Genomic DNA, 25,551 nt, shown 5'->3' on the forward strand with positions numbered 1-25,551 from the left:
CCCCTCCGGGAGCGGCGCTCAAGTACCGCTGTTTCTCCGGTGCGTGTGCGGTGCCCGTCCCCGCACTGCGCGACTCGGCGGTACGGAAGAGCCTAGAACGCCTTTGCGCTGGTGGGGAGATCAATTCCGTCATTGCTCTTGGTCGGTCCGTGGCCTGATTTCGGCCGGAAAAGCAGTCGGCTGCGGATGCCCGGTCGGGCACCCGCAGCCGCCCTGTGTTCTACAGGTACTGACCGGTGTTGGCCACCGTGTCGATGGAGCGTCCGGTGTCCGCGCCCTGCTTTCCGGTGACAAGGGTGCGGATGAACACGATCCGTTCGCCCTTCTTTCCGGAGATACGGGCCCAGTCGTCGGGGTTGGTGGTGTTGGGCAGGTCCTCGTTCTCCTTGAACTCGTCCACGCAGGCCTGGAGGAGATGGGAGACGCGGATGCCCTTCTGGTTCTGGTCGAGGAAGGCCTTGATGGCCATCTTCTTGGCCCGGTCCACGATGTTCTGGATCATGGCGCCGGAGTTGAAGTCCTTGAAGTACAGGACTTCCTTGTCGCCGTTGGCGTACGTGACTTCCAGGAAGCGGTTCTCTTCCGTCTCCGCGTACATCTGCTCGACGACGGACTGGATCATCGCGTGGGCCGCGGCGTCCTTGGAGCCGCTGTGCTCGGACAGGTCGTCCGCGTGCAGCGGCAGCGAGGCGGTGAGGTACTTGGCGAAGATGTCCCTCGCCGCCTCCGCGTCCGGGCGCTCGATCTTGATCTTCACATCGAGGCGGCCGGGGCGCAGGATGGCCGGGTCGATCATGTCCTCGCGGTTGGAGGCGCCGATCACGATGACGTTCTCCAGGCCCTCCACACCGTCGATCTCGGCGAGCAGCTGGGGGACGATGGTGTTCTCCACGTCCGAGCTGACGCCGGATCCGCGGGTGCGGAAGAGCGATTCCATCTCGTCGAAGAAGACGATGACGGGGGTGCCCTCGCTCGCCTTCTCCCGGGCACGCTGGAAGACCAGGCGGATGTGCCGCTCGGTCTCGCCGACGTACTTGTTGAGGAGCTCGGGGCCCTTGATGTTGAGGAAGTAGCTCTTCCCCGCGGGCTGGCCGGTCACCTCGGCGACCTTCTTGGCGAGCGAGTTGGCGACGGCCTTCGCGATCAGCGTCTTGCCGCAGCCGGGCGGGCCGTAGAGCAGGATGCCCTTGGGCGGCCGCAGTTCGTGTTCCTTGAAGAGGTCGGGGTAGAGGTACGGGAGCTCGACCGCGTCGCGGATCATCTCGATCTGGCCGCCGAGGCCGCCGATCTTGTCGTAGTCGACGTCGGGGACCTCTTCGAGGACCAGTTCCTCGACCTCGCTCTTGGGGACCACTTCGTAGACGTAGCCGGAGCGGGGTTCGAGCAGGAGGGCGTCGCCGGGGCGGATGGTGATGTCCAGGAGCGGCTCGGCGAGCCTCACCACCCGTTCCTCGTCGGTGTGCCCGATCACCAGGGCGCGCTCGCCGTCCTCAAGGATCTCCTTGAGGGTGACGATGTCCCCGGCGCGCTCGAACTCCATGGCCTCGACCACGTTGAGCGCTTCGTTGAGCATGACTTCCTGGCCGCGCCGGAGCTCGTCGAGCTCGACGCTGGGGCTGACGTTCACCCGGAGCTTGCGGCCCCCGGTGAAGATGTCGGCGGTGCCGTCCTCGTTGGACTGCAGGAAGACACCGAAGCCGGCCGGCGGCTGTGCGAGCCGGTCGACCTCCTCCTTGAGGGCCACGATCTGGTCCCGGGCCTCGCGGAGGGTGTTGGCGAGCCGCTCGTTCTGCGCGGACACGCCCGCCAGGTTGGTCTGCAGCTCGACGATCCGCTCTTCGAGAATCCTCGTATGACGCGGAGAGTCGGCGAGCTTGCGTCGCAGGACGGCGATTTCCTGCTCTAGATAGGCAACCTGGCCGGCTGGGTCCTCAGACCCCCGCCCCGGCCGGATGCCGCGGTTGATGTCGTCGTCGTGGGCTGCCACGGTCCTCACCTCCTCCAAGGGGAGCTGGACGCTTCCTGACCCTACCTGGGCGGGTGGTGATTGAAACCCCTAGATCACAAAGACTGCGGGGTGTGTCCGATCTTCACCCTTGCGCTCTCCCTCACGCCAGGGGAATACCCACCCATCAACATCGGAAAGCGGGCGGTTGTATCGTCGAGTCGGTCAACACCCGTCAGGACTGGTGCCGATTGCTCGGCGGTCCGTCGGGTGGGGCACCCGAGCACACACAGCACCGCGCAGGAACGGCAGGCGACATGAACGACGCTCTTGAGGTCTGGATCGACCAGGAGCTCTGCACCGGCGACGGCATCTGTGTCCAGTACGCGCCCGAGGTCTTCGAGCTGGACATCGACGGGCTGGCCTATGTGAAGAGCCCCGAGGACGAGCTGTTGCAGCAGCCGGGGGCGGTGACGCCGGTGCCGCTGCCGCTGTTCCAGGACGTCGTGGACTCGGCGAAGGAGTGCCCGGGCGACTGCATTCACGTACGACGGGTTTCGGACAGGGTCGAGGTGTACGGCCCGGACGCCGACTGAGACGGCCGCCCGCGCACACCGGGACCGTATGCGACCGAACCGGGACAGTGGGTGACGAGTCAGGCACCCAGGGCCTGGGACTGGACGGTGCGGACGAACTTCCCGCCCCGCCAGCGCCACTTGGCCCGCTGCTCCTGGTCGGGGCAGCAGCGCGGCACGCTCGGTGACGAGTAGCCGTACAGGGTGGCCGTGACGGCTCCCTCATGGATGGCGAGACCGGAGACGGTGAGCTTCTCCCGCGGGTCGGTCAGGGTCGCCACCAGGCGCGGCGGGGCGCCTTTCACGGCGGGCCGCGTCAGTACGTAGACCCCGCTGGGCGGGGTGCCCGAGCCCGCGTCGCAGTGGACGACGGCCACGGTCTCCGCGACGCCGTCGCCGTCGAGGTCCCCGGTGGCCTGCGCGGCGATCTTGGTGCCCACCGGGCCGCACTGGAGCGGGAAGACGACCGCCGAGGCGTCCGGAGCGGGCGCGGCCTCGGCGACGGCTCCGGCGGCCGGTGTCTGGGACGCCTTGGCGGCGTCGGGCTGCAGCCAGCCGGCCAGCGCCACGACCCCGGCCATCGCGGCGGCCGTGGCCAGCCAGTGCACCGGGCGGGCGTGGGTGTGCGCGAGCTCGGGGACGGCGGCAGTCTGCACGCGGGAGGTCTCCTGTGAAGGGCGGCGCGGGTGTGGGGGTGGCCAGCATCGTGCCACACGTCACAGCCGGGCGGAACAGCGGGGTCCGGAGGTTGTGCGCGGCCGCGGCGCCGCCGTGCCCGTACGCCCTCCGGTGCCTCCAACGGAAAAGCGCCGCCGCCGAGTTCCCCGCTGTGGGCGGGAACTCGGCGGCGGCGCCGGTGCGTTGAGCTGACGGGCTCGTCAGTCCTTGTTGGGGCCCTCGTAGTCGTCGCCGTAAGCGCCCTTGGCCGGGCGGCGGCGGCGCAGCGGGGGCTCGACGCCGTCCGCGAGGCGGCGGGCGGTGACGAGGAAGCCGGTGTGGCCGATCATCCGGTGGTCGGGGCGCACGGCAAGGCCCTCGACGTGCCAGTTGCGGATCATCGACTCCCACGGCTGCGGCTCGGCGAAGCAGCCGATCTCGCGGATCGCCTCGACGGTGCGCGAGAGCTGGGTGGTGGTGGCCACGTAGCAGCAGAGGATGCCGCCGGGCACCAGCGCCTTGGAGACGGCGTCCAGGCACTCCCAGGGGGCGAGCATGTCCAGGATCACACGGTCGACGTCGGTGTCCGACAGGTTGTCCTGGAGGTCGCCGACGGTGAGCTGCCAGGCGGGGTGCGGCTCGCCGAAGTAGCGCTCCACGTTCTGCTGGGCGATCTCGGCGAAGTCCGCGCGGCGCTCGTAGGAGTGGAGCATGCCGTGGTCGCCGATGGCGCGCAGCAGGAAGGCGCTGAGCGAGCCGGAGCCCACGCCCGCCTCGACGACGCGCGCGCCGGCGAAGATGTCGGCGAAGGCCAGGATCTGCCCCGCGTCCTTGGGGTAGACCACGGCGGCGCCGCGGGGCATGGACAGGACGTAGTCGGGGAGCAGCGGGCGCAGCGCGAGGTACGCGACGTTCCCGGTGGTACGGACAACACTGCCCTCGGGAGCGCCGATCAGCTCGTCGTGCGGGAAGGAACCCTTGTGGGTGTGAAAGTTCTTCCCGGCTTCGAGCGTGAACGTGTAGTGGCGTCCCTTGGGGTCGGTGAGCTGGACCTGGTCCCCGACCTTGAAGGGCCCGCGACGGCGGGCGGCACCGGTCGGTTCGGACATACGACCAGAGTACCGGCCCTGTTGGGCGGGGTGCGCCACGGCCGTACCCGTCGGGCACGGCCGCGCCGGCGCGGGTCCTACGCGGTGGGCCGTGCCATGGCCGCGACGAACGCCTTCTCGACGTCGGCGGCGGACAGCACGCCGTAGATCTCGCCGGTCTCCTCGACCACCAGGTACTCGGTGGCCGGGGTGGCGCGCAGCTTGTCGAGCAGCGGCTCGCCGGCCAGCTCCGCGGGCACCCGCATGCCCTCGGTGAGGTCCTGGGCGAGGCCGCTGACGGCGACCCAGGGACGGCGGTGCTCGGGCACGCCCACGATGGCGGCCTCGCGGACCAGACCGGTGGGGTCGCCGTGGCCGTCGACGACGACCAGGGCGCGCGCCCCGGCTTCGTTGGCGCGGCGCAGCGCCTCGGAGAGCGGGGTGCTGGACTCGACGGGGACGGCCCGGCGGGTGAGGTTGCGGGCGCGCAGCTCCGGCAGGTGTTCGCGCAGCCGGGCCATGCGCAGGCTGTTGCCCGCGCCGGTCCAGATGATCGCGGCGAGGATGGCGGCGAGCAGCGCGTCGGTGACGGTGTCCATGCCATCGACCTCCTCGGGCGCGTTGCCGAGGACGCCGGTCTGGGTGAGCAGCGGGAGGCCGATGAGCACGGTGACGGCGAGCGCGCGGCCGACCCAGGCGGCGGCGACGGTGCCGCTCATCGGCTTGCCGGTGATCTTCCACACCACGGCGCGGAGCATCCGGCCGCCGTCCAGCGGCAGCCCGGGCAGCAGGTTGAAGCCCGCGACGATCAGGTTGGAGATCATCAGTCCGGCCAGCAGCACACCGGGGACGGTGCCGGGCTCGACGGCGAGCATCCCCAGGTAGAACAGCCCGGCGAGGACCAGCGAGAGCAGCGGGCCGACGAAGGCGAGCACGAACTCGCGGCCCGGGGTCTCGGTCTCCTTCTCGATCTCGGAGACGCCGCCGAAGAACTGGAGCTGGATGCGGCGCACCGGCAGTCTGAAGCGCAGCGCGGCGACCGTGTGGGCGAGCTCGTGGACGAGTACGGAGGCGTAGAAGGCGACCGCGAAGAAGAGCGACACGAGGTAGCGCGCGGCGCCGAGTTCGGGCAGCACGCGGTCCAGCTGGCCGCCGAAGACCCAGGTGATGAGGGCGGCGACCAGGAACCAGCTGGGCGCCACGTAGACCGGCACGCCGAACGGGCGCCCCATGAGGATCCCGCCGCCCGGTTCGGGGCGCCGGGGCGGCTTGCCGCCGTCGGGCGCGGAGCCGGGACTGCCGTCCTGAGCGCCGGACTGCGGCCTCTTGCGCTCGCCGCTCTCGTCCACGGTGTCCCTTCGTCGGTGCTCTGTCACGATCATGCAGTGTGAGGGGGTCCGTCGTCGATGGTATTCCGCTCGCTGTCAGTGGCGGGCCGTAGGGTCTGTGTCATGACTACGAGCACCGAGGGGGCCGCGGCGGACCGCCGGCCCGTGTCGTTGTCGCCGTCACGGGCGAACGACTTCATGCAGTGCCCCTTGCTGTACCGGTTCCGGGTGATCGACAAGCTCCCGGAGAAGCCGAGCGAGGCGGCGACGCGCGGCACCCTGGTGCACGCGGTGCTTGAGCGCCTGTTCGACGATCCGGCGGCGGAGCGGACGGCTCCGCGCGCGAAGGCGATGATTCCCGGCCAGTGGGACCGGCTCCTGGAGTCCAAGCCGGAGCTGACCGAGCTGTTCGCCGAGGACCCGGACGGGGAGCGTCTGTCGAAGTGGCTGGCGGAGGCCGAGCGGCTGGTGGAGCGGTGGTTCTCGCTGGAGGACCCGACGCGCCTGGAGCCGGTGGAGCGGGAGTTCTTCGTCGAGACGGAGCTGTCGTCGGGGCTGCGGCTGCGCGGGGTGATCGACCGGGTGGACGTGGCGCCGACCGGCGAGGTCCGGATCGTCGACTACAAGACGGGCAAGGCCCCGCGTCCGGAGTACGCGGAGGGCGCGCTGTTCCAGATGAAGTTCTACGCGCTTGTGGTGTGGCGGCTGAAGAACGTGCTGCCGCGCCGCCTCCAGCTGGTCTATCTGGGCAGCGGCGACGTGGTGACGTATGACCCGGTCGAGGCGGATCTGCACCAGGTGGAGCGCAAACTGCACGCGCTGTGGGAGGCCATCCGGCTGGCGACCGAGACGGGCGACTGGCGGCCACGCCCGACGAAGCTGTGCGGCTGGTGCGACCACCAGGCGGTCTGTCCGGAATTCGGCGGGACTCCCCCGGTCTATCCGCTTCCTTTGGTCCCGGCCGGGGATTCTGCAGGCTGAAGTGCGGCAGCCCGGCCGGGGGTCCGGGGGTTGCCCCCGGGTGAGCACAGTCGCTTCCTTTGGTCCCGGCCGGGGATTCTGCAGGCTGAAGTGCGACGGCCCGGCCGGGGGTCCGGGGGTTGCCCCCGGGTGAGCACCGCCGCTTCCTTTGCTCCCTGCCGGGGTGGCGCAGGATGAGCAGGGCAGAATGGACCCGGTCCAGCAATCCTGATGAGGAGTACCCGTGGCGATCCGCGTCCTACTGGTCGACGACCAGCCGCTGCTGCGCACCGGCTTCCGGATGATCCTGGAGGCCGAGCAGGACATCGCGGTGGTGGGCGAGGCCGGTGACGGTCTGCAGGCCCTCGACCAGGTGCGGGCGCTGCAGCCCGATGTGGTGCTGATGGACATCCGGATGCCCCGGATGGACGGGGTCGAGGCGACCCGGCAGATCAGCGGCCCGGGCAAGGACGGCCCGGCGAAGGTGCTGGTCCTGACCACGTTCGACCTCGACGAGTACGTGGTGGAGGCGCTGAAGGCGGGCGCGAGCGGCTTTCTGCTGAAGGACGCGCCGGCCAACGAGCTGGTGCAGGCGATCCGGGTGGTCGCGGCGGGCGAGGCGATGCTGGCCCCGTCGATCACCCGGCGCCTGCTCGACAAGTACGCGGACCATCTGCCGTCCGGCGAGGAGCCGGTCCCGGACACGCTGCACACACTCACCGACCGCGAGGTCGAGGTGCTGAAGCTGGTCGCCCGGGGGCTCTCGAACGCGGAGATCGCGGCGGATCTGTTCGTCAGCGAGACGACGGTCAAGACGCACGTCGGGCATGTGCTGACGAAGCTGGGTCTGCGCGACCGGGTGCAGGCGGCGGTGTACGCGTACGAGAGCGGGCTCGTGCGGCCCGGAGCGCAGTAGCCGGGGCCTTCCCCGCGCGGCGCCGCCGCGGGCTTCGGGGCGCCGGACGGGTGGAGCCGCGCCCGTCCGGCGCCCTTTCGCCTATCCCTTGCTGATCTCCCAGAACCGGAACACCGTCGACGGGTCGAGCGTCCACTCCAGGCCCACCACGCCCTCGTGGGCGACCGCGTACTGCTTGCCCTGCCACAGCGGCAGGATCGGCAGGTCCGCGGCGACCGTGTCCTGGAGGCGGTTGAAGTCGGCCACGGTGGCCGCGCGGTCCTCGGTGGCGGACGTCGACGGGATGATCTCGTCGGTGATCGTCTTGTTCGTGTAGTGGTTGGACAGGACGTTGTCCTTGCCGAAGAACGGCGAGGTGAAGTTGTCCGGATCCGGGTAGTCGGGGATCCAGCCCTTCACGTACACGCCGTACTTGCCCGCCTCGACGTCCCTCTCGTACTGCTTGAACTCGACGGACTTCACGTCTGCCTCGAACAGGCCGCTGTCGTTGAGCTGCTTGGCGATGGCCTTCATCTCGTCGTCGGTGCCCGGCCCGTAGCGAATGGGCGTCGACCACAGGGTGAGCTTCACCTTGCCGGTGATGCCCGCCTTGTGCAGGACCTGCTTGGCCTTGGCGGGCTGGGGGCTGCCGCCGTACATGTCGAACAGGGACGTGCTGTGGCCGGTGATGCCGGACGGGATGATCGAGTAGAGCGGCGTCGCCGTCTCCTTGTAGACGTCCCGCACCAGGGCCTCGCGGTCGACGAGGTAGGCCATCGCCTTGCGCACGGCGGGCTTCGAGGCGACCGGGTCGTTCATGTTGAAGACCAGGTGCTGGACCTCGGCGCTGGTGCCCTCGACGACCTTGACGCCCTTCTTGTCGGTCACGCTGGACGCCTGCAGATCGGCGATGTCCTTGGCGGTGAGACCGCGGTAGGCGAGGTCGATGTCGCCCTTCTTGAGGGCGGCCGCGAGCTCCTTCTGCTTGCCGTGGAAGAGCTTCAGCGTCATGCCGGAGTTCTTGACCTTGGCGGTGCCCTTGTAGCCGGAGTTGACCGAGAACGCGGCCTGGTTGTCGCCGAAGGCGTCGAGCTTGTAGACGCCCGAGCCGATCGCCTTGCCGTCGGTGCGCAGCCTGTCCGCCGGGTAGGTGGCGTGGTCGACGATCGAGCCGGCACCGGAGGCGATCTTGCTGGGGAAGGTGGCGTCCGGGACCTTGAGGTGGAAGACCACGGTCTGCGGGTCCGGGGTGTCGATCTTGCCGAGGGTGGAGAGCAGCGGCGCGGGACCGTTGGCGTCGTTGATGCGCAGCACCCGCTCGAACGAGAACTTGACGTCCTCGGAGGTCAGCGCGTGGCCGTTGGAGAACTTCAGGCCGTCGCGCAGGGTGCAGCGGAAGACCTGGGAGCCGCCCTTGTCGAACGAGCACCGGTCGGCTGCCTCGGGCTGCGGCGTGGAGCTTCCCTTCGGGAAGCTGAGCAGCGACTGGAAGACGTTGTTGAACAGCAGCCAGGAGCCCGGGTCGTAGCCGGAGGCCGGGTCGGTGGCCAGGATGTCGTCCGACATTCCCATGACCACCGACTGGCCGCTCCCGGACGAGGACCCGTCGTCCGAGCCGCAGCCGCTGAGGAGACCGGCCGCCAGCCCCGCCGCCAGGGGGGCCGTCAGCCATCGGTTGCGTATCTTCACGTGCAAGTGCCTCACAGTCATGGTCCGGCCAGGGGCCCGGGGGCGGTCCCCCGGGCCCCCGGGCCCACTGATATCGCTTGCCGGCACGTGAATGTCGCGGCCGGGTCCTGCGGTTACTTCACGCCGCGGCCGAGCTCCCAGAGCTGGAGGTCGGACGAGGAGTTGACCGCCCACTCGGTGCCGGTGATGTCGCTGCGGGCGGCGACGTACTGCTTGCCCTGCCACAGCGGCAGCACCGGGACGTCGTTGGCGACGATGTCCTGGATCTTCTCGAACGGCTTGGCGGCCTGGTTGCGGTCGGCCGCGACGCGGGATTCGGGGATCAGGTTGTTGCGCACGTCGACGTTGGCGTACGGCGAGTTGAGGAAGTTGTCGCGGCCGAGGAAGGGCGCGACGTAGTTGTCCGGGTCCGGGAAGTCGGGGAACCAGCCGAGGCCGTAGACGGCGTAGTCGCCGGCCTTCTGGGCCGGGCGGTACTTGGGCCAGTCGGTCGCCTTGAGGGTGGTCGCGAACAGGCCGGTGGCGTTCAGCTGGTCCCGCAGGATCGAGAACTCCTTGGCGGTACCCGGGCCGTAGTGGTCGCTCGTGTAGTTGAGCGTCAGCTTGACCGGGGTGGAGACGCCGGCGTTCTTCAGGATGCCCGCGGCCTTCTGCTTGCTGGGCTCGCCGTACTTGTTGAAGAACGAGTTGGTGTGCCCGGCGATCGAGGTCGGGATCAGCGAGTACAGCGGCTCGGCGGTCGCCCCGTACACCTTGGAGGCCAGCGCGCCGCGGTCGACGACGGCGGCCATCGCCTGGCGGACGGCCTTGTTCTTCACCGAGGGGTCGTTGGTGTTGAAGCCCAGGTAGCGGATTTCCAGGCCCGGCATCTCGACCAGGTTGACGTTCTTGGGCGGGGTGACCGAGTACTTCTGGATCTGCTCCGGCGACATGGAGCGGGTCATCATGTCGATCTTGCCGGCTTCGAGCTCGGCGCCCATCGCGTCAGCGTCCGGGAACGAGCGCAGCTCGACCTTGCTGTTGCTGACCTTCAAGTCCCCCTTGTAGTTGGGGTTCTTGGTGAAGACGGCCTTGACGACCTGGTCGCCCTTGTACTCGGCCTTGAGGGTGTACGGGCCGGAGCCGTCCACCTCGAAGCCGTCGCGGAGCTTCTTCGCCGCGTACTTGTCCTTCTGGACGATGGCCGCGGCGGGCGTGGCCAGCTTGTACGGGAAGGTGGCGTCCGGGGTCTTCAGATGGAAGACGATCTCGTCTTCGCCCTTGGTCTCCATCGTGTCGATGTTTTCCAGGAGCGCGACGGGGCCGTTGCCGTCCTTGATGTTCAGGACGCGCTGGATGGAGTAGTGGACGTCGGCGGCGGTCACCTTGGAGCCGTCGGCGAACTTGAGGCCGTCGCGCAGCTTGCAGCGGTAGCTCTCGTTCTCCTTGTCGGTGAACGCGCAGCTCTGGGCGGCGTCCGGGACCGGCTCGCCGCCGCCGCGCGGCACGTGGACCAGCATCTGCACGGTCTGGCGCAGCACGTTCCAGGCGCCGGTGTCGTACGCGTAGGCGGGGTCGAAGGGAGCGGGCGCGTCCTTGGTGATCACGAATTGGTCCGTGGTGCCCACGACGATGGTCTTGCCGCCGTCACCCCCACTGCCTGCCCCGCCACAAGCGGCGAGTACGGGGGCGAGCAGGCCCACTACGGCCGGCAGCACCAAAGTCTTGCGGTTCATCCTGGACGTTCTCCCTATGTGTCCGGCACTGGGGTACAGCGGTGTACGGAAGACTCCGCCGCGGCCGCCCGGTCGGGGCGGGGGCGATCGGGCCGGTACGTACGATCGGACCTGCGCGCCCGGCGGCTGATGGGTGCCGGGGCAGTTGAGGGTGCGGCGAAGTTCTCGCGACGAGATTAATGGGCGGGCCGGGAAATGCCGTACTGGGCCTGCTCCATTCACTCGCCACGCAGTGGCCAAAAAAAGCGGCTGCTGATATCGAAGCCGGGGAATCTTTCGTACAGGAGATCACCAAATGGGACACAAGGGCGCCTCCGGCAGGCCCGGAAGCACCCTTGCGGGGGGTCACTGACGACGGATCAGGTGATGAACGTCACCTGCTTGACAGGCGCGTACCCTTCGTGAATTCCATCGCCGCCATGCATGTGACAGGTCACGGAAAAGGCACGGGCGGATGCGATGAGTTTCGGTTCGATTCAAGGGGCACGCTGTGTGTCCGGATCAGTTCATCCTGGTGATCAGTGTGCGCAGAAAAGCGAGATCGACCTGTTCCAGGGATTCGACGACGACCCGGCCCGAGGCGGGCTCGATGGCCGCCACGGAAGGCACCGCCACCACCCGGCAGCCGGCCGCCTCGGCGGCCGCCACACCGGTCGCGGTGTCCTCGACGACCGCGCATCTCGTCGGGTCGGCGCCGAGGCCCGCGGCGGCGAACAGATACGGCTCGGGGTGCGGCTTGGTGCGCACGACCTCGTCACCGGCGACGGTGAGCGCGAAGTTGCCGGGGCCCAGCGAGTGGACGATCCGGTCGATGATCCGCCGGTGCGAGGCCGAGACGAGCGCGGTCGGCACGGAGTGCTCGGCGAGCTCACCGAGGAGCCGGGCGGCGCCCGGCATCAGCGGCACCCCGCGGCTGATGCGGGCCTCGAACCGGTCGTTGAGCAGCACGCTGAGCTCGGGGACCGTGATGTCCGCGCCGGTCGCCTCGATGAGGAACCCGGCGCTGCGGCTCATCGGCCCGCCCACCACGATGTCGCGCCAGCTCTGCTGGAGCGGATGGCCGAGGGCCGCGAAGACCTCCACCTCCGCGTCCCACCAGAAGCCCTCGGTGTCCACCAGGGTGCCGTCCATGTCGAGGAAGACGGCCTCAAGAGCGGAGCTCTCGGTCGTACGCGAACCGGGCGCGGGAACCGTGGTGGTCATCCGGGCACACCTCCTGGAGGGACGAGAAGGCCGGTTCCCAGGGTGGGGGGAACCGGCCTGCACTGGACCGACCAGTGTACGTCCGCGCAACGGGAAACGCTCGTGGTGATGGTCACGCCCCGACAGGGGCGCGGGGAACCGCGCGAGCGACCCAGCACGATCCGCGGCTGAAGACCGCGCACTTCGAGCGGAACGCTCACCTCGCGTTGAAGTACTTCGCCTCCGGGTGGTGGATGACGATGGCGTCCGTGGACTGCTCGGGGTGGAGCTGGAACTCCTCGGAGAGGTGGACGCCGATGCGCTCCGGCTGGAGGAGTTCGGCGATCTTCGCCCGGTCCTCCAGGTTCGGGCAGGCGCCGTAGCCGAGCGAGAAGCGCGCGCCCCGGTACTTCAGCGCGAACATGTCCTCGACCTCGGCCGGGTCCTCGCCCGCGAAGCCGAGCTCACTCCGTACGCGCGCGTGCCAGTACTCGGCGAGGGCTTCGGCCAACTGCACGGACAGGCCGTGCAGTTCGAGGTAGTCGCGGTAGGAGTTGGCCTCGAACAGCTCGGCCGTGGCCTCGCCGATCTTCGAGCCCACCGTGACCACCTGGAGCCCGACCACGTCCCTCTCGCCGGACTCCTCCGGGCGGAAGAAGTCCGCCAGGCACAGGCGCCGGCCGCGGCGCTGGCGCGGGAAGGTGAAGCGGGTGCGCTCGGAGCCGTCCTCGTTGAGGATGATCAGGTCGTCGCCCTTGGAGACGCACGGGAAGTAGCCGTGCACGACGGCCGCCTCCAGCAGGTTCCTGGTGTGCAGCTGCTCCAGCCAGCCGCGCAGCCGCGGGCGGCCCTCGGTCTCGACCAGCTCCTGGTAGCCGGGCCCGTCGCCCGCGCGGTTCTGCTTGAGGCCCCACTGGCCCTTGAACAGCGCGTCCTCGTCGAGCCAGGAGGCGTACTCCTTGAGGCCGATGCCCTTGATCACCCGGGTGCCCCAGAACGGCGGCTCGGGGATGCGGTTGTCGACGGCGACGTCGGAGCGGACCGCGCCCTCGGGCTCGTCGGCCTCGGGCAGGGCCACCGAGCGCTTGGCGACGCGGCGCTGCTTGAGCTCGGGCAGGGTCGCGCCGGGGACGCCGCGCTTGACCGCGACGAGGGCGTCCATCAGGCGCAGGCCCTCGAACGCGTCGCGGGCGTAGCGGACTTCGCCCTCGTAGATCTCGTGCAGGTCCTGCTCGACGTACGCGCGCGTGAGGGCGGCGCCGCCGAGGATCACCGGGTACTGGGCGGCCAGCTTGCGCTGGTTCAGCTCCTCCAGGTTCTCCTTCATGATCACGGTCGACTTCACCAGGAGACCGGACATGCCGATCACATCGGCCCGGTGCTCCTCGGCGGCATCCAGGATCGCGGAGACGGGCTGCTTGATGCCCAGGTTGACGACGTTGTAGCCGTTGTTGGAGAGGATGATGTCGACGAGGTTCTTGCCGATGTCGTGGACGTCGCCGCGCACGGTGGCGAGCACGATGGTGCCCTTGCCCTCCGCGTCGGACTTCTCCATGTGCGGCTCCAGGTGCGCCACGGCCGTCTTCATGACCTCGGCGGACTGGAGCACGAACGGCAGCTGCATCTGGCCGGAGCCGAAGAGCTCGCCGACGACCTTCATGCCCTCCAGGAGGGTGTCGTTGACGATGTCCAGCGCGGGGCGGGTCTCAAGCGCCTCGTCGAGGTCGGCCTCCAGGCCGTTCTTCTCGCCGTCGATGATCCGGCGCTGCAGACGCTCGTCCAGCGGCAGCGCGAGCAGTTCCTCGGCCTTGCCCGCCTTCATCGACTTGGTGCTGACGCCCTCGAAGAGCTCCATGAGCCGCTGGAGCGGGTCGTAGGCGGGTTCGTCCCCCTGCTGGGGGCGTCGCCTGTCGTAGACGAGGTCGAGCGCGACCTTGACCTGCTCCTCGTCCAGGCGCGCGATCGGCAGGATCTTGGAGGCGTGCACGATCGCCGAGTCGAGCCCGGCCTTGACGCACTCGTCCAGGAACACCGAGTTGAGGACGACACGGGCGGCCGGGTTGAGGCCGAAGGAGATGTTGGACAGGCCGAGCGTGGTCTGGACGTCCGGGTGGCGGCGCTTGAGCTCGCGGATCGCCTCGATGGTGGCGATGCCGTCGCCGCGCGACTCCTCCTGGCCGGTGCAGATGGTGAAGGTGAGGCAGTCGATGAGGATGTCCGACTCGTGCACGCCCCAGTTGCCGGTGAGGTCGGCGATCAGCCGCTCGGCGATGGCGACCTTGTTCTCGACGGTACGGGCCTGGCCCTCCTCGTCGATGGTCAGCGCGATCAGCGCCGCGCCGTGCTCGACGGCGAGGGCGGTGACCTTGGCGAACCGCGACTCGGGGCCGTCGCCGTCCTCGTAGTTGACGGAGTTGATGACCGCGCGCCCGCCCAGCTTCTCCAGACCGGCCTGCAGGACGTTCACCTCGGTGGAGTCCAGCACGATCGGCAGGGTGGAGGCGGTGGCGAAGCGGCCGGCCAGCTCCTCCATGTCGGCGACGCCGTCGCGGCCCACGTAGTCGACGCAGAGGTCGAGCATGTGGGCGCCCTCGCGGATCTGGTCGCGGGCCATCTCCACACAGTCGTCCCAGCGGCCCTCCAGCATGGCCTCGCGGAACTTCTTCGATCCGTTGGCGTTGGTGCGCTCGCCGATCGCCATGTACGAGGTGTCCTGGCGGAACGGGACCGTCTGGTAGAGGGAGGCGGCGCCCGGCTCGGGGCGCGGGTCGCGCGCGGTCGGGGCCACGCCCCGGACCCGCTCGACGACCTGGCGCAGATGCTCCGGCGTCGTACCGCAGCAGCCGCCGACCAGCGAGAGGCCGTACTCGCGGACGAAGGTCTCCTGGGCGTCGGCGAGTTCCGGCGCGGACAGCGGGTAGTGCGCGCCGTCCTTGCCGAGCACGGGCAGACCGGCGTTGGGCATGCAGGACAGCGGCACCCGGGAGTTGCGGGCGAGGTAGCGCAGGTGCTCGCTCATCTCGGCCGGTCCCGTGGCGCAGTTGAGGCCGATCATGTCGATGCCCAGCGGTTCGAGCGCGGTCAGCGCCGCGCCGATCTCGGAGCCGAGCAGCATGGTGCCGGTGGTCTCGACGGTGACCGAGCAGATCAGCGGGACGCGGTAGCCGGCCACGTCCATGGCGCGCTGGGCACCGAGGATGGCGGACTTCGTCTGGAGCAGGTCCTGGGTGGTCTCCACCAGGAGCGCGTCGGCGCCGCCGGCGAGCATGCCCTCGGCGTTCTGCTGGTAGGCGTCGCGCAGCGTGGTGTACGGGGCGTGGCCGAGGGTCGGCAGCTTGGTGCCGGGGCCCATCGAGCCCAGCACCCAGCGCTGCTGCCCGGTGGCGGCGGTGAACTCGTCGGCGACCTCGCGGGCGATCCGGGCGCCCGCCTCGGACAGCTCGTACACGCGCTCGGGGATGTCGTACTCACCCAGCGCCGAGAAGTTCGCGCCGAAGGTGTTGGTCTCGACGCAGTCGACGCCGACCGCGAAGTACTCCTGGTGCACCGACCGCACGATGTCGGGGCGGGTGACGTTCAGGATCTCGTTGCAGCCCTCAAGGTCCTGGAAGTCCTCCAGGGTGGGGTCCTGGGCCTGGAGCATGGTGCCCATCGCTCCGTCGGCCACCACCACGCGGGTGGCGAGCGCTTCGCGGAGCGCGTCGGCGCGGGTCCGGCTGTCAGCGGAAGGGGTCGGCAACGAGGCCATGGATGTGCTCCCTGGAGTGCGACGGCTGTCGGCTTTGCGGCATCCGAAGGGAGGCCGCACCGGGCCAGCGTAACCGGGCGGGGTCCGGGAGGGCACAGGTGTCCCACGGGCCGGACTGCGCGTCGCCGCCGCGCGCTCCTCGGCCAGTGGCTGGCCGGAACCGCCCTGCTATTGCCGCTCACGGTGACAGAGGGTCGACAACGGCCGATACTGTTCAGCATTGTCGAACTCCACGTTCCGAAGGGGAGGAAGCGCGATGGCGCGGAACATCCAGTCGCTCGAACGGGCGGCCGCCATGCTGCGGCTGCTCGCGGGCGGCGAGCGGCGGCTCGGCCTGTCCGAGGTGGCCTCCGCGCTCGGCCTGGCGAAGGGCACCGCGCACGGCATCCTGCGGACCCTCCAGGCGGAGGGGTTCGTCGAGCAGGACCCGGCGTCCGGCCGCTATCAGCTCGGCGCCGAGCTGCTGCGCCTGGGCAACAGCTATCTGGACGTCCACGAGCTGCGGGCGCGCGCCCTGGTGTGGACCGACGACCTGGCGCGCTCCAGCGGCGAGAGCGTGTACGTGGGCGTCCTGCACCAGCAGGGCGTGCTGATCATGCACCACGTCTTCCGGCCCGACGACAGCCGGCAGGTGCTTGAGGTCGGGGCCATGCAGCCGCTGCACTCCACCGCGCTCGGCAAGGTCCTCTCCGCGTACGACCCGGTCGCGCACACGGAAGCCGTGGAGAGCGAGCGCACCGCGTTCACGCCCCGCACCGTGACCGCGCCCGGGGACTTCGAGGAGCTGCTCGACCTGATCCGCGCGCGCGGCTGGGCCGACGACATGGAGGAGACCTGGGACGGCGTGGCCTCGGTCGCGGCCCCCATCTTCGACCGGCGGCGGATGCCGGTGGGCGCGGTCGGCGTCACCGGGGCCGTGGAGCGGGTCTGCAAGGCGGGCGAGGTCCGCTCGGACCTGGTGGCGGCGGTGCGCGACTGCGCCCGCTCGGTCTCGCGCGACCTGGGCGCCGGGCGCTTCTGAGGCGCCCGCGCACCCCGCGGGAACCCGCCCGGCGCGCCTGACCAGCCGCTTCGCCGAATGGCTGAAACATAACGATCAACGTGGCCGGAACATACCGGGTGGTAACGATCGGGATACCCGCCACAGAACCCTTGACGTCGAGTTAACGCCAGCGCAACACTGCCGTTCATCGGTCGGCATTGTCGAACACCTAACGGCAATACGAGTTAGAGTGTGACAACGCCAAGGGCCGCCAAGCCCTCGACGTGAGGGCGCGGACCACCGGAGTTTCCGGGGTTCGGCTTCCCCTGGACGAAGGACAAAGGAGTCGCGGGTGTCCAGCTCCGACATCTTCATCGGCGAGACCATCGGTACCGCCGTACTCATCCTGCTCGGCGGTGGCGTGTGCGCCGCCGTCACGCTGAAGAGCTCCAAGGCACGCAACGCGGGCTGGCTCGCCATCACCTTCGGGTGGGGCTTCGCGGTGCTCACGGGCGCCTACATCTCCGCCCCGCTCTCGGGTGCGCACCTCAACCCGGCGGTGACGCTCGGCCTCGCCATCGAGGGCGGCACCGAGTGGAGCGACGTGCCCACCTACCTCGCGGGACAGCTGCTCGGCGCGATGATCGGCGCCACCCTGGTCTGGCTGACCTACTACGGCCAGTTCCAGGCGCACCTGACCGACCCGGAGATCGTCGGCGACACCGCCGACACGGCGATCGAAGGCCCGCACAACGGCGCGTCCCAGGCGGGCCCGGTGCTCGGGATCTTCTCGACCGGCCCCGAGATCCGCAACGCGATACAGAACCTCACCACCGAGATCATCGGCACGGCCGTGCTGGTCCTGGCCATCCTGACCCAGGGCCTCAACGGCGACGGCAAGGGCCTCGGCGTCATCGGCGTCCTGATCACCTCGCTGGTCGTCGTCGGCATCGGCCTCTCGCTGGGCGGCCCCACCGGCTACGCCATCAACCCGTTCCGCGACCTCGGTCCGCGCATCGTGCACTCCCTGCTGCCGCTGCCCAACAAGGGCGGTTCGGACTGGGGCTACGCCTGGGTGCCGGTCGTCGGCCCGCTGGCCGGCGCCGCCCTCGCCGGTGGCCTGTACAACCTCGCGTTCGCCTGATCCGTACAGCTCAGAGCCGTAGAGACCTTCAGACTCCAGGAGATTTCCGTGAGCGACACCCACTCCACCCAGGCCGCTTCGCACGGCCACGGCCCCTTCATCGCGGCCATCGACCAGGGCACCACCTCTTCTCGATGCATCGTCTTCGACAAGGACGGCCGGATCGTCTCGGTCGACCAGAAGGAGCACGAGCAGATCTTCCCGAAGCCGGGCTGGGTCGAGCACGACGCCGCCGAGATCTGGACCAACGTCCAGGAAGTGGTGGCGGGCGCCGTCGACAAGGCGGGCATCACGGCCGCCGACGTCAAGGCGATCGGCATCACCAACCAGCGCGAGACCACGCTGCTGTGGGACAAGAACACCGGTGAGCCCGTCCACAACGCCCTCGTCTGGCAGGACACCCGCACCGACGCGCTCTGCAAGGAGCTCGGCCGCAACGTCGGCCAGGACCGCTTCCGCCGCGAGACGGGCCTCCCGCTCGCGTCGTACTTCGCCGGCCCCAAGGTCCGCTGGCTGCTCGACAACGTCGAGGGCCTGCGCGAGCGCGCCGAGCGCGGCGACATCCTCTTCGGCACCATGGACTCCTGGGTCATCTGGAACCTGACGGGCGGTGTCGACGGCGGTGTCCACGTGACCGACGTCACCAACGCCTCGCGCACGCTCCTGATGAACCTGCACGAGATGGCGTGGGACGAGAAGATCCTCGCCTCCATGGAGATCCCGGCGGCCGTGCTGCCCGAGATCCGCTCCTCCGCCGAGGTCTACGGCCACGCCAAGGGCGGCGTCCTGGACGGCATCCCGGTCGCCTCCGCGCTCGGCGACCAGCAGGCGGCCCTGTTCGGCCAGACCTGCTTCTCGGAGGGCGAGGCCAAGTCCACCTACGGCACCGGCACCTTCATGCTGATGAACACCGGTGACAAGCCCGTCAACTCCTACAACGGCCTGCTGACCACCGTCGGCTACCAGATCGGCGACCAGAAGCCGGTCTACGCCCTTGAGGGCTCCATCGCCGTCACCGGCTCGCTGGTGCAGTGGATGCGCGACCAGATGGGCATGATCAAGACCGCCGCCGAGATCGAGACGCTGGCGCTCTCGGTCGAGGACAACGGCGGCGCGTACTTCGTGCCGGCCTTCTCCGGTCTGTTCGCCCCGTACTGGCGCTCCGACGCCCGTGGTGTGATCGCCGGCCTCACCCGGTACGTCACCAAGGCGCACATCGCGCGCGCCGTGCTTGAGGCCACCGCCTGGCAGACCCGCGAGATCACCGACGCCATGACGAAGGACTCCGGTGTCGAGCTGACCGCGCTCAAGGTCGACGGCGGCATGACCTCCAACAACCTGCTGATGCAGACCCTCTCGGACTTCCTGGACGCGCCGGTCGTGCGTCCGATGGTCGCCGAGACCACCTGCCTCGGCGCCGCCTACGCCGCCGGTCTGGCCGTCGGCTTCTGGCCGGACACGGACGCGCTGCGCGCCAACTGGCGCCGGGCGGCCGAATGGACCCCTCGCATGGACGCCGACCAGCGTGACAGCGAGTACAAGAACTGGCTCAAGGCCGTCGAGCGGACCATGGGCTGGATCGAGGACGAGGAGTAATCGAAATGACCACCCTGCAGAGCGTCCCTGCCCTTGGGACGCACCCGGCCTCCGGCTCGACCCCGAGCCGCGCCGAAACTCGGGAGCAGCTTTCCAAGGCGACGTACGACCTCCTGGTGATCGGCGGCGGCATCCTGGGCATCTCCACCGCCTGGCACGCCGCGCAGTCCGGGCTGCGGGTGGCCCTGGTGGACGCCGGCGACTTCGCCGGCGCCACCTCCTCCGCTTCCTCCAAGCTCCTCCACGGCGGTCTGCGCTACCTGCAGACCGGCGCGGTGAAGCTGGTCGCGGAGAACCACTTCGAGCGGCGTGCGGTGTCCCGTCAGGTGGCCCCGCACCTCGCCAACCCGCTCACCTTCTACCTGCCCGTCTACAAGGGCGGCCCGCACGGCGCGGCCAAGCTGGGCGCGGGCGTCTTCGCCTACTCGGCGCTGTCCGCGTTCGGCGACGGCGTCGGCCACCTGCTCTCGCCGTCCAAGGCCGCGCAGGACGTGCCGGAGCTGCGCACGGACAACCTGAAAGCCGTGGCCGTGTACGGCGACGACCAGATGAACGACGCGCGGATGGCCCTGATGACGGTGCGCGCCGCCGTCGAGGCCGGTGCCGTCGTCCTCAACCACGCCGAGGTGAGCGGTCTGCGCTTCACCAAGGGCCGGGTGACGGGCGCGGACCTCAAGGACCGCCTCTCCGGCGACGAGTTCGGCGTCAACGCCCGTCTGGTGCTCAACGCGACCGGCCCCTGGGTCGACCACCTGCGCAAGATGGAGGACCCGGACGCGGCCCCCTCGATCCGGCTGTCCAAGGGCGCGCACCTGGTCCTCAAGCGCACCTCCCCCTGGAAGGCGGCGCTGGCGACCCCGATCGACAAGTACCGCATCACCTTCGCCCTGCCGTGGGAGGACATGCTCCTGCTCGGCACCACGGACGAGGAGTTCGAGGGCGACCCGGCGGACGTCGCGGTCACCGAGAAGGACACCGCCCAGATCCTGGACGAGGCCGCGTTCTCCATCCGCGACCAGCAGCTCTCCCGCGATCTGATCACGTACTCCTTCGCCGGTCTGCGGGTGCTCCCGGGCGGTCCCGGCGACACCTCGAAGGCCAAGCGCGAGACGGTCGTCACCGAGGGCCGCGGCGGCATGCTGTCGGTGGCCGGCGGCAAGTGGACGACCTTCCGCCACATCGGCCGTACGGTGATGCAGAAGCTGGAGCAGCTGCCGGGCCGTCCGCTCGGTGACGACTTCGAGCCGATCTCCTCGCTCCCCGGCAAGCTGCCGCTGCCCGGTATAGCCAACCCGCGCGCCGTCGCCCACCGCCTGATGGTGGACGGCCCGGCGCCCGGCCCGCGCATGGCCGCCGACACCGCCCGGCACCTCGCCACCCACTACGGCTCGCTGTCCTTCGACATCGCGCGCCTGGCCAACGAGGACGCGGCGCTCGCCGAGCGCATCCACCCGGACGCGCCGGAGATCTGGGCGCAGGTCGTCTACGCGCGCGACCACGAGTGGGCCGAGACGGCCGACGACGTGCTGCGCCGCCGCACCACGCTCACGATCCGCGGCCTGGCCACGGACGAGATCCGCGGCAAGGTCGACGACCTGCTCGGCAAGAAGCACTGACGTATAGTTAGTCGGGCCAGTCAGCGCCGGAAGGGGCGGTTCCCACGGGGGGAGCCGCCCCTTTCGCATGCGCCCGCACAGTTCAGGGGCGTATGCGGGACGCGCGGACGCATAATGGGGGCCGATTCATCGGATGAATACCCGGTGATGTCCGCCCGGTATGGAGGTCGCCCCATGGCAGTCACCGACGAGGCCATCGAGAAGATCAAGGAAATGATCGTCTCCGGTGCGCTGCGCCCCGGCGACCGGCTGCCCAAGGAGAGCGAACTCGCCGCCGAACTCGGTCTGTCCAGGAACTCGCTGCGCGAGGCGGTCCGCGCGCTGTCCCTGATCCGCATCCTGGATGTGCGCCAGGGCGACGGTACGTATGTGACCAGCCTGGACCCCCAGTTGCTGCTGGAGGCGCTGAGCTTCGTCGTCGACTTCCACCGGGACGACACGGTGCTTGAGTTCCTGGCGGTACGGCGGATCCTGGAACCGGCGGCGACGGCGATGGCGGCGGTGCGGATCGAGGACGCGGAACTGGACGCGCTGACGGCCCAGTTGGACGCGCTGGGCCCGGACCCGTCGGTGGAGGAGCTGGTCGCCTGCGACCTGGAGTTCCATCGCACGATCGTGCAGAGCGCCGGGAACTCGGTGCTCTGCTCGCTCCTGGACGGCCTCTCGGGACCCACCACCCGGGCCCGCGTCTGGCGCGGCCTCACCCAGCAGGACGCGGTCTCCCGCACCCTCCACGAACACCGCGCCATCCTCGCCGCCCTGCGCGACCGCGACGCGGAGGCGGCGAGGTCGTGGGCGACGGTGCACATCGCGAGCGTGGAACAGTGGCTGAGGTCCACGCTCTGAGCGGGCCGGCGGGGCTCAGTCCTGCTTCTCCCCGCTCGCGAAGCGCGAGATCACCAGCGCGACGATGATGATCGCCCCATTGAGGAACTGGTTCCACAGCGTCGGGACCCCGCCCAGGGTCATGACGTTGACGACCAGTTGCAGCGTCAGTACGCCGGTGAGCGCGCCGAACAGCGTGCCCCGGCCGCCCTTCAGGCTGATCCCCCCGATCACCGCCGCCGCGAACACCTGGAAGATCCACCCGTTGCCCTGGGTCGCGGCGACCGAGCCGTAGTGGCCGGTGTAGAGGATCCCGGCGAACGCGGCGAGCAGACCGCCGAGCGCGAGCACCACCCAGGTGATCCGGTCCACCCGGATCCCGGCCGCCCGCGCCGCCTCCGGGTTGCCCCCGATCGCGTACAGCGCGCGCCCGTGCCGCAGCCAGGCGAGCGCCGCCCCGCCGACGGCGAACAGGGTCAGACAGATCCACACGGCGGCCGGTGCGCCCAGCCAGTCCGTCATGCCCAGATAGCGGAACGACCGGGGCACATCGGTGATCGACTTGCCCTCGGTGATGCCGACGTGGAGCCCGCGCAGCATGGTGAGCATGCCGAGCGTGGCGATGAACCCGTTGACGTTCAGCTTCAGCATCAGGAAGCCGTTGACCGTACCGATCAGCAGCCCCACCAGCAGGCACAGCGGGATCGCCGTCCACGTGGGCAGCAGCCCGAGCCCCGCGAACCGGCCGCCCTCGGACGGCAGGACCAGCCACATCGCGATCACCGGCGCGATCCCGATCGTCGACTCCAGGGACAGGTCCATCCGGCCGCAGATCAGGATCAGGGCCTCGCCGAGCACCAGCAGGCTCAGCTCCGAGGACTGCTGGATGACGCTGATGAGGTTGTCCGAGGTCAGGAAGACCGGCGAGACGATGAAGCCGATCACCATCAGCACCAGGATCACCGGGACCAGCGAGAAGTCGCTCCAGCGGATGTGCGCGAGGCGCCGCAGCGGGCCGGGGCCCGTGAGGTCGGCCGCAGCCGTGGTCACCGTGTCGGTCATGGCCGCTCCCCCACACCTTCCATGGCGGCGACCAGTTCCCGGTCGCTCCACCCGCTGTCGTACGCGGCGACGACCCGCCCGTGGAAGAGCGCGAGCACCCGGTCGCACACCCGCAGGTCGTCCAGTTCGTCGGAGACGATCACGGCCGCTCTCCCCTCGTCGGCGACCCGCCGTACCACCGCGAGCAGCGCGTCCTTGGACTTGACGTCGACCCCGGCCGTGGGGCGCACGGCGACCAGGACGACGGGTTCACGGGCCAGCGCCCGGGCCACCACGACTTTCTGCTGGTTGCCGCCCGACAGACCCGAGACCGCCTGCCTGGGCCCCTGCGTCCTGATGTCGAGCGAGGCGATCATCGACATCGCGAACTCCCTGGTACGGGACGGGAGCACGGTCCCCCACGGCCCGAGCTGGTCGGTGACGGTGAGCGTGGCGTTCTCGGCGACCGAGCGCCCGGGCACCAGGCCCTGGCGGTGGCGGTCCTCGGGGATGTAGCCGATACCGGCCGCCAGCGCGTGCGGCACGCTGCCGGGTCGCACCGTCCGGCCGCGCACGGACACCCGGCCCGCCGTCGCCCGGCGCATCCCGGCCAGCGTCTCGCCGAGGGCGGTGTTCCCGCTGGCGGCGGCCCCCGCCACGCCGAGGACCTCGCCCGGGCGTACATCGAGGTCCAGCGGCTCGAACTCCCCGTCCAGGGCGAGCCCTTCGGCCCGCAGGACCGGCTCGCCCCCGATCGCGGTACGGGCGTGGGCCCGCCAGGACGGGGCGGCGGCCGACTCGCCCGTCATCGCCGCCACCAGGTCGTCCTTGGCCAGCTCGGCGACCGGCGCGGTCAGCACATGGCGGGCGTCGCGGTAGACGGTGACGGCCGTGCACAGCTCGTACACCTCCTGGAGGTGGTGCGAGATGAACAGGAACGCCACGCCCTGGGACTGGAGTTCGCGCACCTTGGTGAACAGGCGCTGGATGCCGCGCGCGTCCAGCTGGGCGGTCGGCTCGTCCAGGACGATCAGCCGGGCGCCGAACGACAGCGCCCGGGCGATCTCCACGAACTGGCGCTGCTCCACGCTCAGGTCACGCGCGCGTACGTCCGGGTCGACCCGCACTCCGTACTCCGCGAGCAGGTCCGCCGCGCGCCCGCGCAGCCGTCCCCAGCGGATCCGCCGCCCCTCGAAGCGGTTCAGGAACAGGTTCTCGGCGACGGTGAGGTCGGGGACCACCATGGACTTCTGGTAGACGCACGCCACCTTGGACTGCCAGGCCGCCCGGTCGCCGAAGGCGGGTGCGGGGGCGCCGCCGAAGGCGATCGTGCCGGCGTCCGGGCGGTGCAGTCCGCTGACCACCCCGACCAGCGTGGACTTGCCGGCGCCGTTGCGGCCCACCAGGGCGTGGGACTCGCCGGCCCGTACGGTCAGCGAGACCCCGTCGAGCGCCAGGGTCGGTCCGAAGCGCTTGACGACGCCCTCGGCGTGGACGGCGGGTTCGGCTGTCATCGTCAGCTCTTCTTGGTCAGCTGGTTGGCCCAGAGCGCCGGGTCGTCCACATTGGCCTTGGTGACCAGCGGCGCCGGGAGCTGGTCCTCGTAGCCGTTGGGGATCTTGACGATGGTGGAGCCGTGGTCGGTCGGCCCCGCCGTGAAGGTCTTCCCGTCCAGAGCCGCCCTGGCGTAGTACAGCGCGTACTTGGCGTACAGGTCGGCGGGCTGGGAGACGGTGGCGTCGATCTTCCCGGCCTTGATGGCGTCCAGCTCCTCGGGGATGCCGTCGTTGGAGACGATCGTGATGTGGCCGGGCGTGCCCGGCGGTTTGAGCAGGTGCTTCTGCTCCAGGAGGGCGAGGGTGGGCTGCAGGAAGACACCGCCCGCCTGCATATAGATGCCGTTGAGGCCCGGGTGGGCGGCGAGGGTCGACTGGAGCTTGGCGGAGGCCACGTCGCCCTTCCAGTCGGTGGCCAGCTCATGGACCGTGATGCCGGGGTACTTCTTCGCCATGCACGCCTTGAACGCCTCCGAGCGGTCGCGGCCGTTGATGGAGGACAGGTCGCCCTGGAACTCGGCGACCTCCCCGGTCCCCTTCAGCCGCTCGCCGAGGAACGCGCACGCCTTCTCGCCGTACGCCTTGTTGTCGGCCCGTACGACCATGTAGACGTCGCCCTTGTCGGGGCGGGTGTCGACGCTGATCACGGGGATCTTCCGCTGGTGGAGGGTGTCCAGGGTCGAGGCGACGGCGCCGGTGTCCTGCGGGGCCATCACCACGGCCTTGGCGCCCTGGTCCATGAAGGCGGTGACGTCGGCGACGAGCTTGCCGATGTCGTTCTGGGAGTTGGTCATCGGCAGGGCCGAGATCCCGGCGGCCTTGGTGCCCTTGGAGAGGTACTGCTGGTAGGAGTTCCAGAAGTCGCTGTCGCTGCGCGGCAGGTCGATGCCCACCTTGGCGCTCCCGCCGCCACCGGACTCGCGGTTGCAGCCCGTCAGTGCCGCGACCGCCACAAGCGCGGTGCAGACGGCGGCGGTTGTCGTACGCACTCTCATGGTTTCGTCCTTCG

At 69.9% G+C, this 25,551-nt stretch carries 19 protein-coding genes; 8 read left to right on the plus strand and 11 right to left on the minus strand.

The features are described 5' to 3' along the window. Nucleotides 1-220: 220 nt before the first annotated feature. Entirely contained in the window at nucleotides 221-1,987 is a 1,767-nt protein-coding gene (gene arc / locus ACGFRG_RS20735; protein ID WP_361421080.1) for a proteasome ATPase, read from the minus strand. Between the two features lie 275 nt (nucleotides 1,988-2,262). Between arc and ACGFRG_RS20740 the strand changes: the two genes are divergently transcribed. Continuing rightward, nucleotides 2,263-2,541, plus strand: a complete 279-nt coding sequence (locus tag ACGFRG_RS20740; RefSeq protein ID WP_361421083.1) for a ferredoxin — start codon at nucleotides 2,263-2,265, stop codon at nucleotides 2,539-2,541. Nucleotides 2,542-2,600: 59 nt separating this feature from the next. Here ACGFRG_RS20740 and ACGFRG_RS20745 read toward each other — a convergent pair whose 3' ends face one another. The 3 genes from ACGFRG_RS20745 to ACGFRG_RS20755 form a co-directional block, all read right to left on the minus strand. Beyond that, nucleotides 2,601-3,176 (minus strand): hypothetical protein, encoded by a 576-nt coding sequence (locus ACGFRG_RS20745; RefSeq protein WP_361421086.1) that lies wholly within the window; start codon nucleotides 3,174-3,176, stop codon nucleotides 2,601-2,603. A gap of 222 nt (nucleotides 3,177-3,398) precedes the next feature. Then, nucleotides 3,399-4,286 carry a tRNA (adenine-N1)-methyltransferase gene (locus ACGFRG_RS20750; protein WP_067156039.1) on the minus strand — a complete coding sequence of 296 codons (888 nt, stop codon included), beginning with the start codon at nucleotides 4,284-4,286 and terminating at the stop codon, nucleotides 3,399-3,401. A 77-nt stretch (nucleotides 4,287-4,363) separates the two neighbouring features. Then, nucleotides 4,364-5,614, minus strand: coding sequence for a site-2 protease family protein (locus ACGFRG_RS20755; RefSeq protein ID WP_361421567.1), 1,251 nt, complete (start codon nucleotides 5,612-5,614; stop codon nucleotides 4,364-4,366). A gap of 102 nt (nucleotides 5,615-5,716) precedes the next feature. Between ACGFRG_RS20755 and ACGFRG_RS20760 the strand changes: the two genes are divergently transcribed. Next, nucleotides 5,717-6,574 (plus strand): PD-(D/E)XK nuclease family protein, encoded by an 858-nt coding sequence (locus tag ACGFRG_RS20760; RefSeq protein WP_361421089.1) that lies wholly within the window; start codon nucleotides 5,717-5,719, stop codon nucleotides 6,572-6,574. 223 nt (nucleotides 6,575-6,797) lie between these two features. Continuing rightward, a complete protein-coding gene (locus ACGFRG_RS20765) occupies nucleotides 6,798-7,469 on the plus strand; it encodes a response regulator transcription factor (RefSeq protein ID WP_053723497.1) in 672 nt (223 codons plus the stop codon). Nucleotides 7,470-7,550: 81 nt separating this feature from the next. Here the strand turns inward: ACGFRG_RS20765 and ACGFRG_RS20770 are convergent, their stop codons facing one another. From ACGFRG_RS20770 to metH, 4 genes are all read right to left on the minus strand, one after another. Continuing rightward, nucleotides 7,551-9,137, minus strand: a complete 1,587-nt coding sequence (locus tag ACGFRG_RS20770; protein WP_393265822.1) for an ABC transporter substrate-binding protein — start codon at nucleotides 9,135-9,137, stop codon at nucleotides 7,551-7,553. A 113-nt stretch (nucleotides 9,138-9,250) separates the two neighbouring features. After that, entirely contained in the window at nucleotides 9,251-10,852 is a 1,602-nt protein-coding gene (locus ACGFRG_RS20775; protein ID WP_361421095.1) for an ABC transporter substrate-binding protein, read from the minus strand. Nucleotides 10,853-11,353: 501 nt separating this feature from the next. Beyond that, nucleotides 11,354-12,055 carry an HAD family phosphatase gene (locus ACGFRG_RS20780; protein WP_361421098.1) on the minus strand — a complete coding sequence of 234 codons (702 nt, stop codon included), beginning with the start codon at nucleotides 12,053-12,055 and terminating at the stop codon, nucleotides 11,354-11,356. A 196-nt stretch (nucleotides 12,056-12,251) separates the two neighbouring features. Further along, nucleotides 12,252-15,782 (minus strand): methionine synthase, encoded by a 3,531-nt coding sequence (metH, locus tag ACGFRG_RS20785; protein ID WP_393265825.1) that lies wholly within the window; start codon nucleotides 15,780-15,782, stop codon nucleotides 12,252-12,254. A 256-nt stretch (nucleotides 15,783-16,038) separates the two neighbouring features. Between metH and ACGFRG_RS20790 the strand changes: the two genes are divergently transcribed. From ACGFRG_RS20790 to ACGFRG_RS20810, 5 genes are all read left to right on the plus strand, one after another. Then, nucleotides 16,039-16,803, plus strand: a complete 765-nt coding sequence (locus tag ACGFRG_RS20790) for an IclR family transcriptional regulator (RefSeq protein WP_361421104.1) — start codon at nucleotides 16,039-16,041, stop codon at nucleotides 16,801-16,803. A 313-nt stretch (nucleotides 16,804-17,116) separates the two neighbouring features. Then, nucleotides 17,117-17,908 (plus strand): MIP/aquaporin family protein, encoded by a 792-nt coding sequence (locus tag ACGFRG_RS20795; RefSeq protein ID WP_393265829.1) that lies wholly within the window; start codon nucleotides 17,117-17,119, stop codon nucleotides 17,906-17,908. A gap of 48 nt (nucleotides 17,909-17,956) precedes the next feature. Next, nucleotides 17,957-19,504, plus strand: a complete 1,548-nt coding sequence (gene glpK / locus ACGFRG_RS20800) for a glycerol kinase GlpK (protein ID WP_361421110.1) — start codon at nucleotides 17,957-17,959, stop codon at nucleotides 19,502-19,504. Nucleotides 19,505-19,509: 5 nt separating this feature from the next. Beyond that, a complete protein-coding gene (locus tag ACGFRG_RS20805; protein WP_393265832.1) occupies nucleotides 19,510-21,120 on the plus strand; it encodes an FAD-dependent oxidoreductase in 1,611 nt (536 codons plus the stop codon). A gap of 174 nt (nucleotides 21,121-21,294) precedes the next feature. Continuing rightward, a complete protein-coding gene (locus tag ACGFRG_RS20810; protein WP_393265834.1) occupies nucleotides 21,295-21,966 on the plus strand; it encodes a FadR/GntR family transcriptional regulator in 672 nt (223 codons plus the stop codon). A gap of 15 nt (nucleotides 21,967-21,981) precedes the next feature. On the opposite strand, the gene ACGFRG_RS20815 is transcribed toward ACGFRG_RS20810, so the two are convergent. The 3 genes from ACGFRG_RS20815 to ACGFRG_RS20825 are packed head-to-tail and all read right to left on the minus strand — an operon-like array spanning nucleotide 21,982 to nucleotide 25,537. After that, nucleotides 21,982-23,007, minus strand: a complete 1,026-nt coding sequence (locus ACGFRG_RS20815) for an ABC transporter permease (RefSeq protein ID WP_393265836.1) — start codon at nucleotides 23,005-23,007, stop codon at nucleotides 21,982-21,984. Further along, nucleotides 23,004-24,500 (minus strand): sugar ABC transporter ATP-binding protein, encoded by a 1,497-nt coding sequence (locus tag ACGFRG_RS20820; RefSeq protein ID WP_393265839.1) that lies wholly within the window; start codon nucleotides 24,498-24,500, stop codon nucleotides 23,004-23,006. The genes ACGFRG_RS20815 and ACGFRG_RS20820 overlap by 4 nt, the downstream gene beginning before the upstream one ends. A gap of 2 nt (nucleotides 24,501-24,502) precedes the next feature. Beyond that, nucleotides 24,503-25,537: a sugar ABC transporter substrate-binding protein gene (locus ACGFRG_RS20825; protein ID WP_393265841.1), complete on the minus strand. Its 1,035-nt coding sequence runs from the start codon at nucleotides 25,535-25,537 to the stop codon at nucleotides 24,503-24,505. Nucleotides 25,538-25,551 lie beyond the last annotated feature (14 nt).

Source organism: Streptomyces sp. NPDC048696, from assembly GCF_043198895.1.
In the GTDB taxonomy this organism is placed as follows: domain Bacteria; phylum Actinomycetota; class Actinomycetes; order Streptomycetales; family Streptomycetaceae; genus Streptomyces.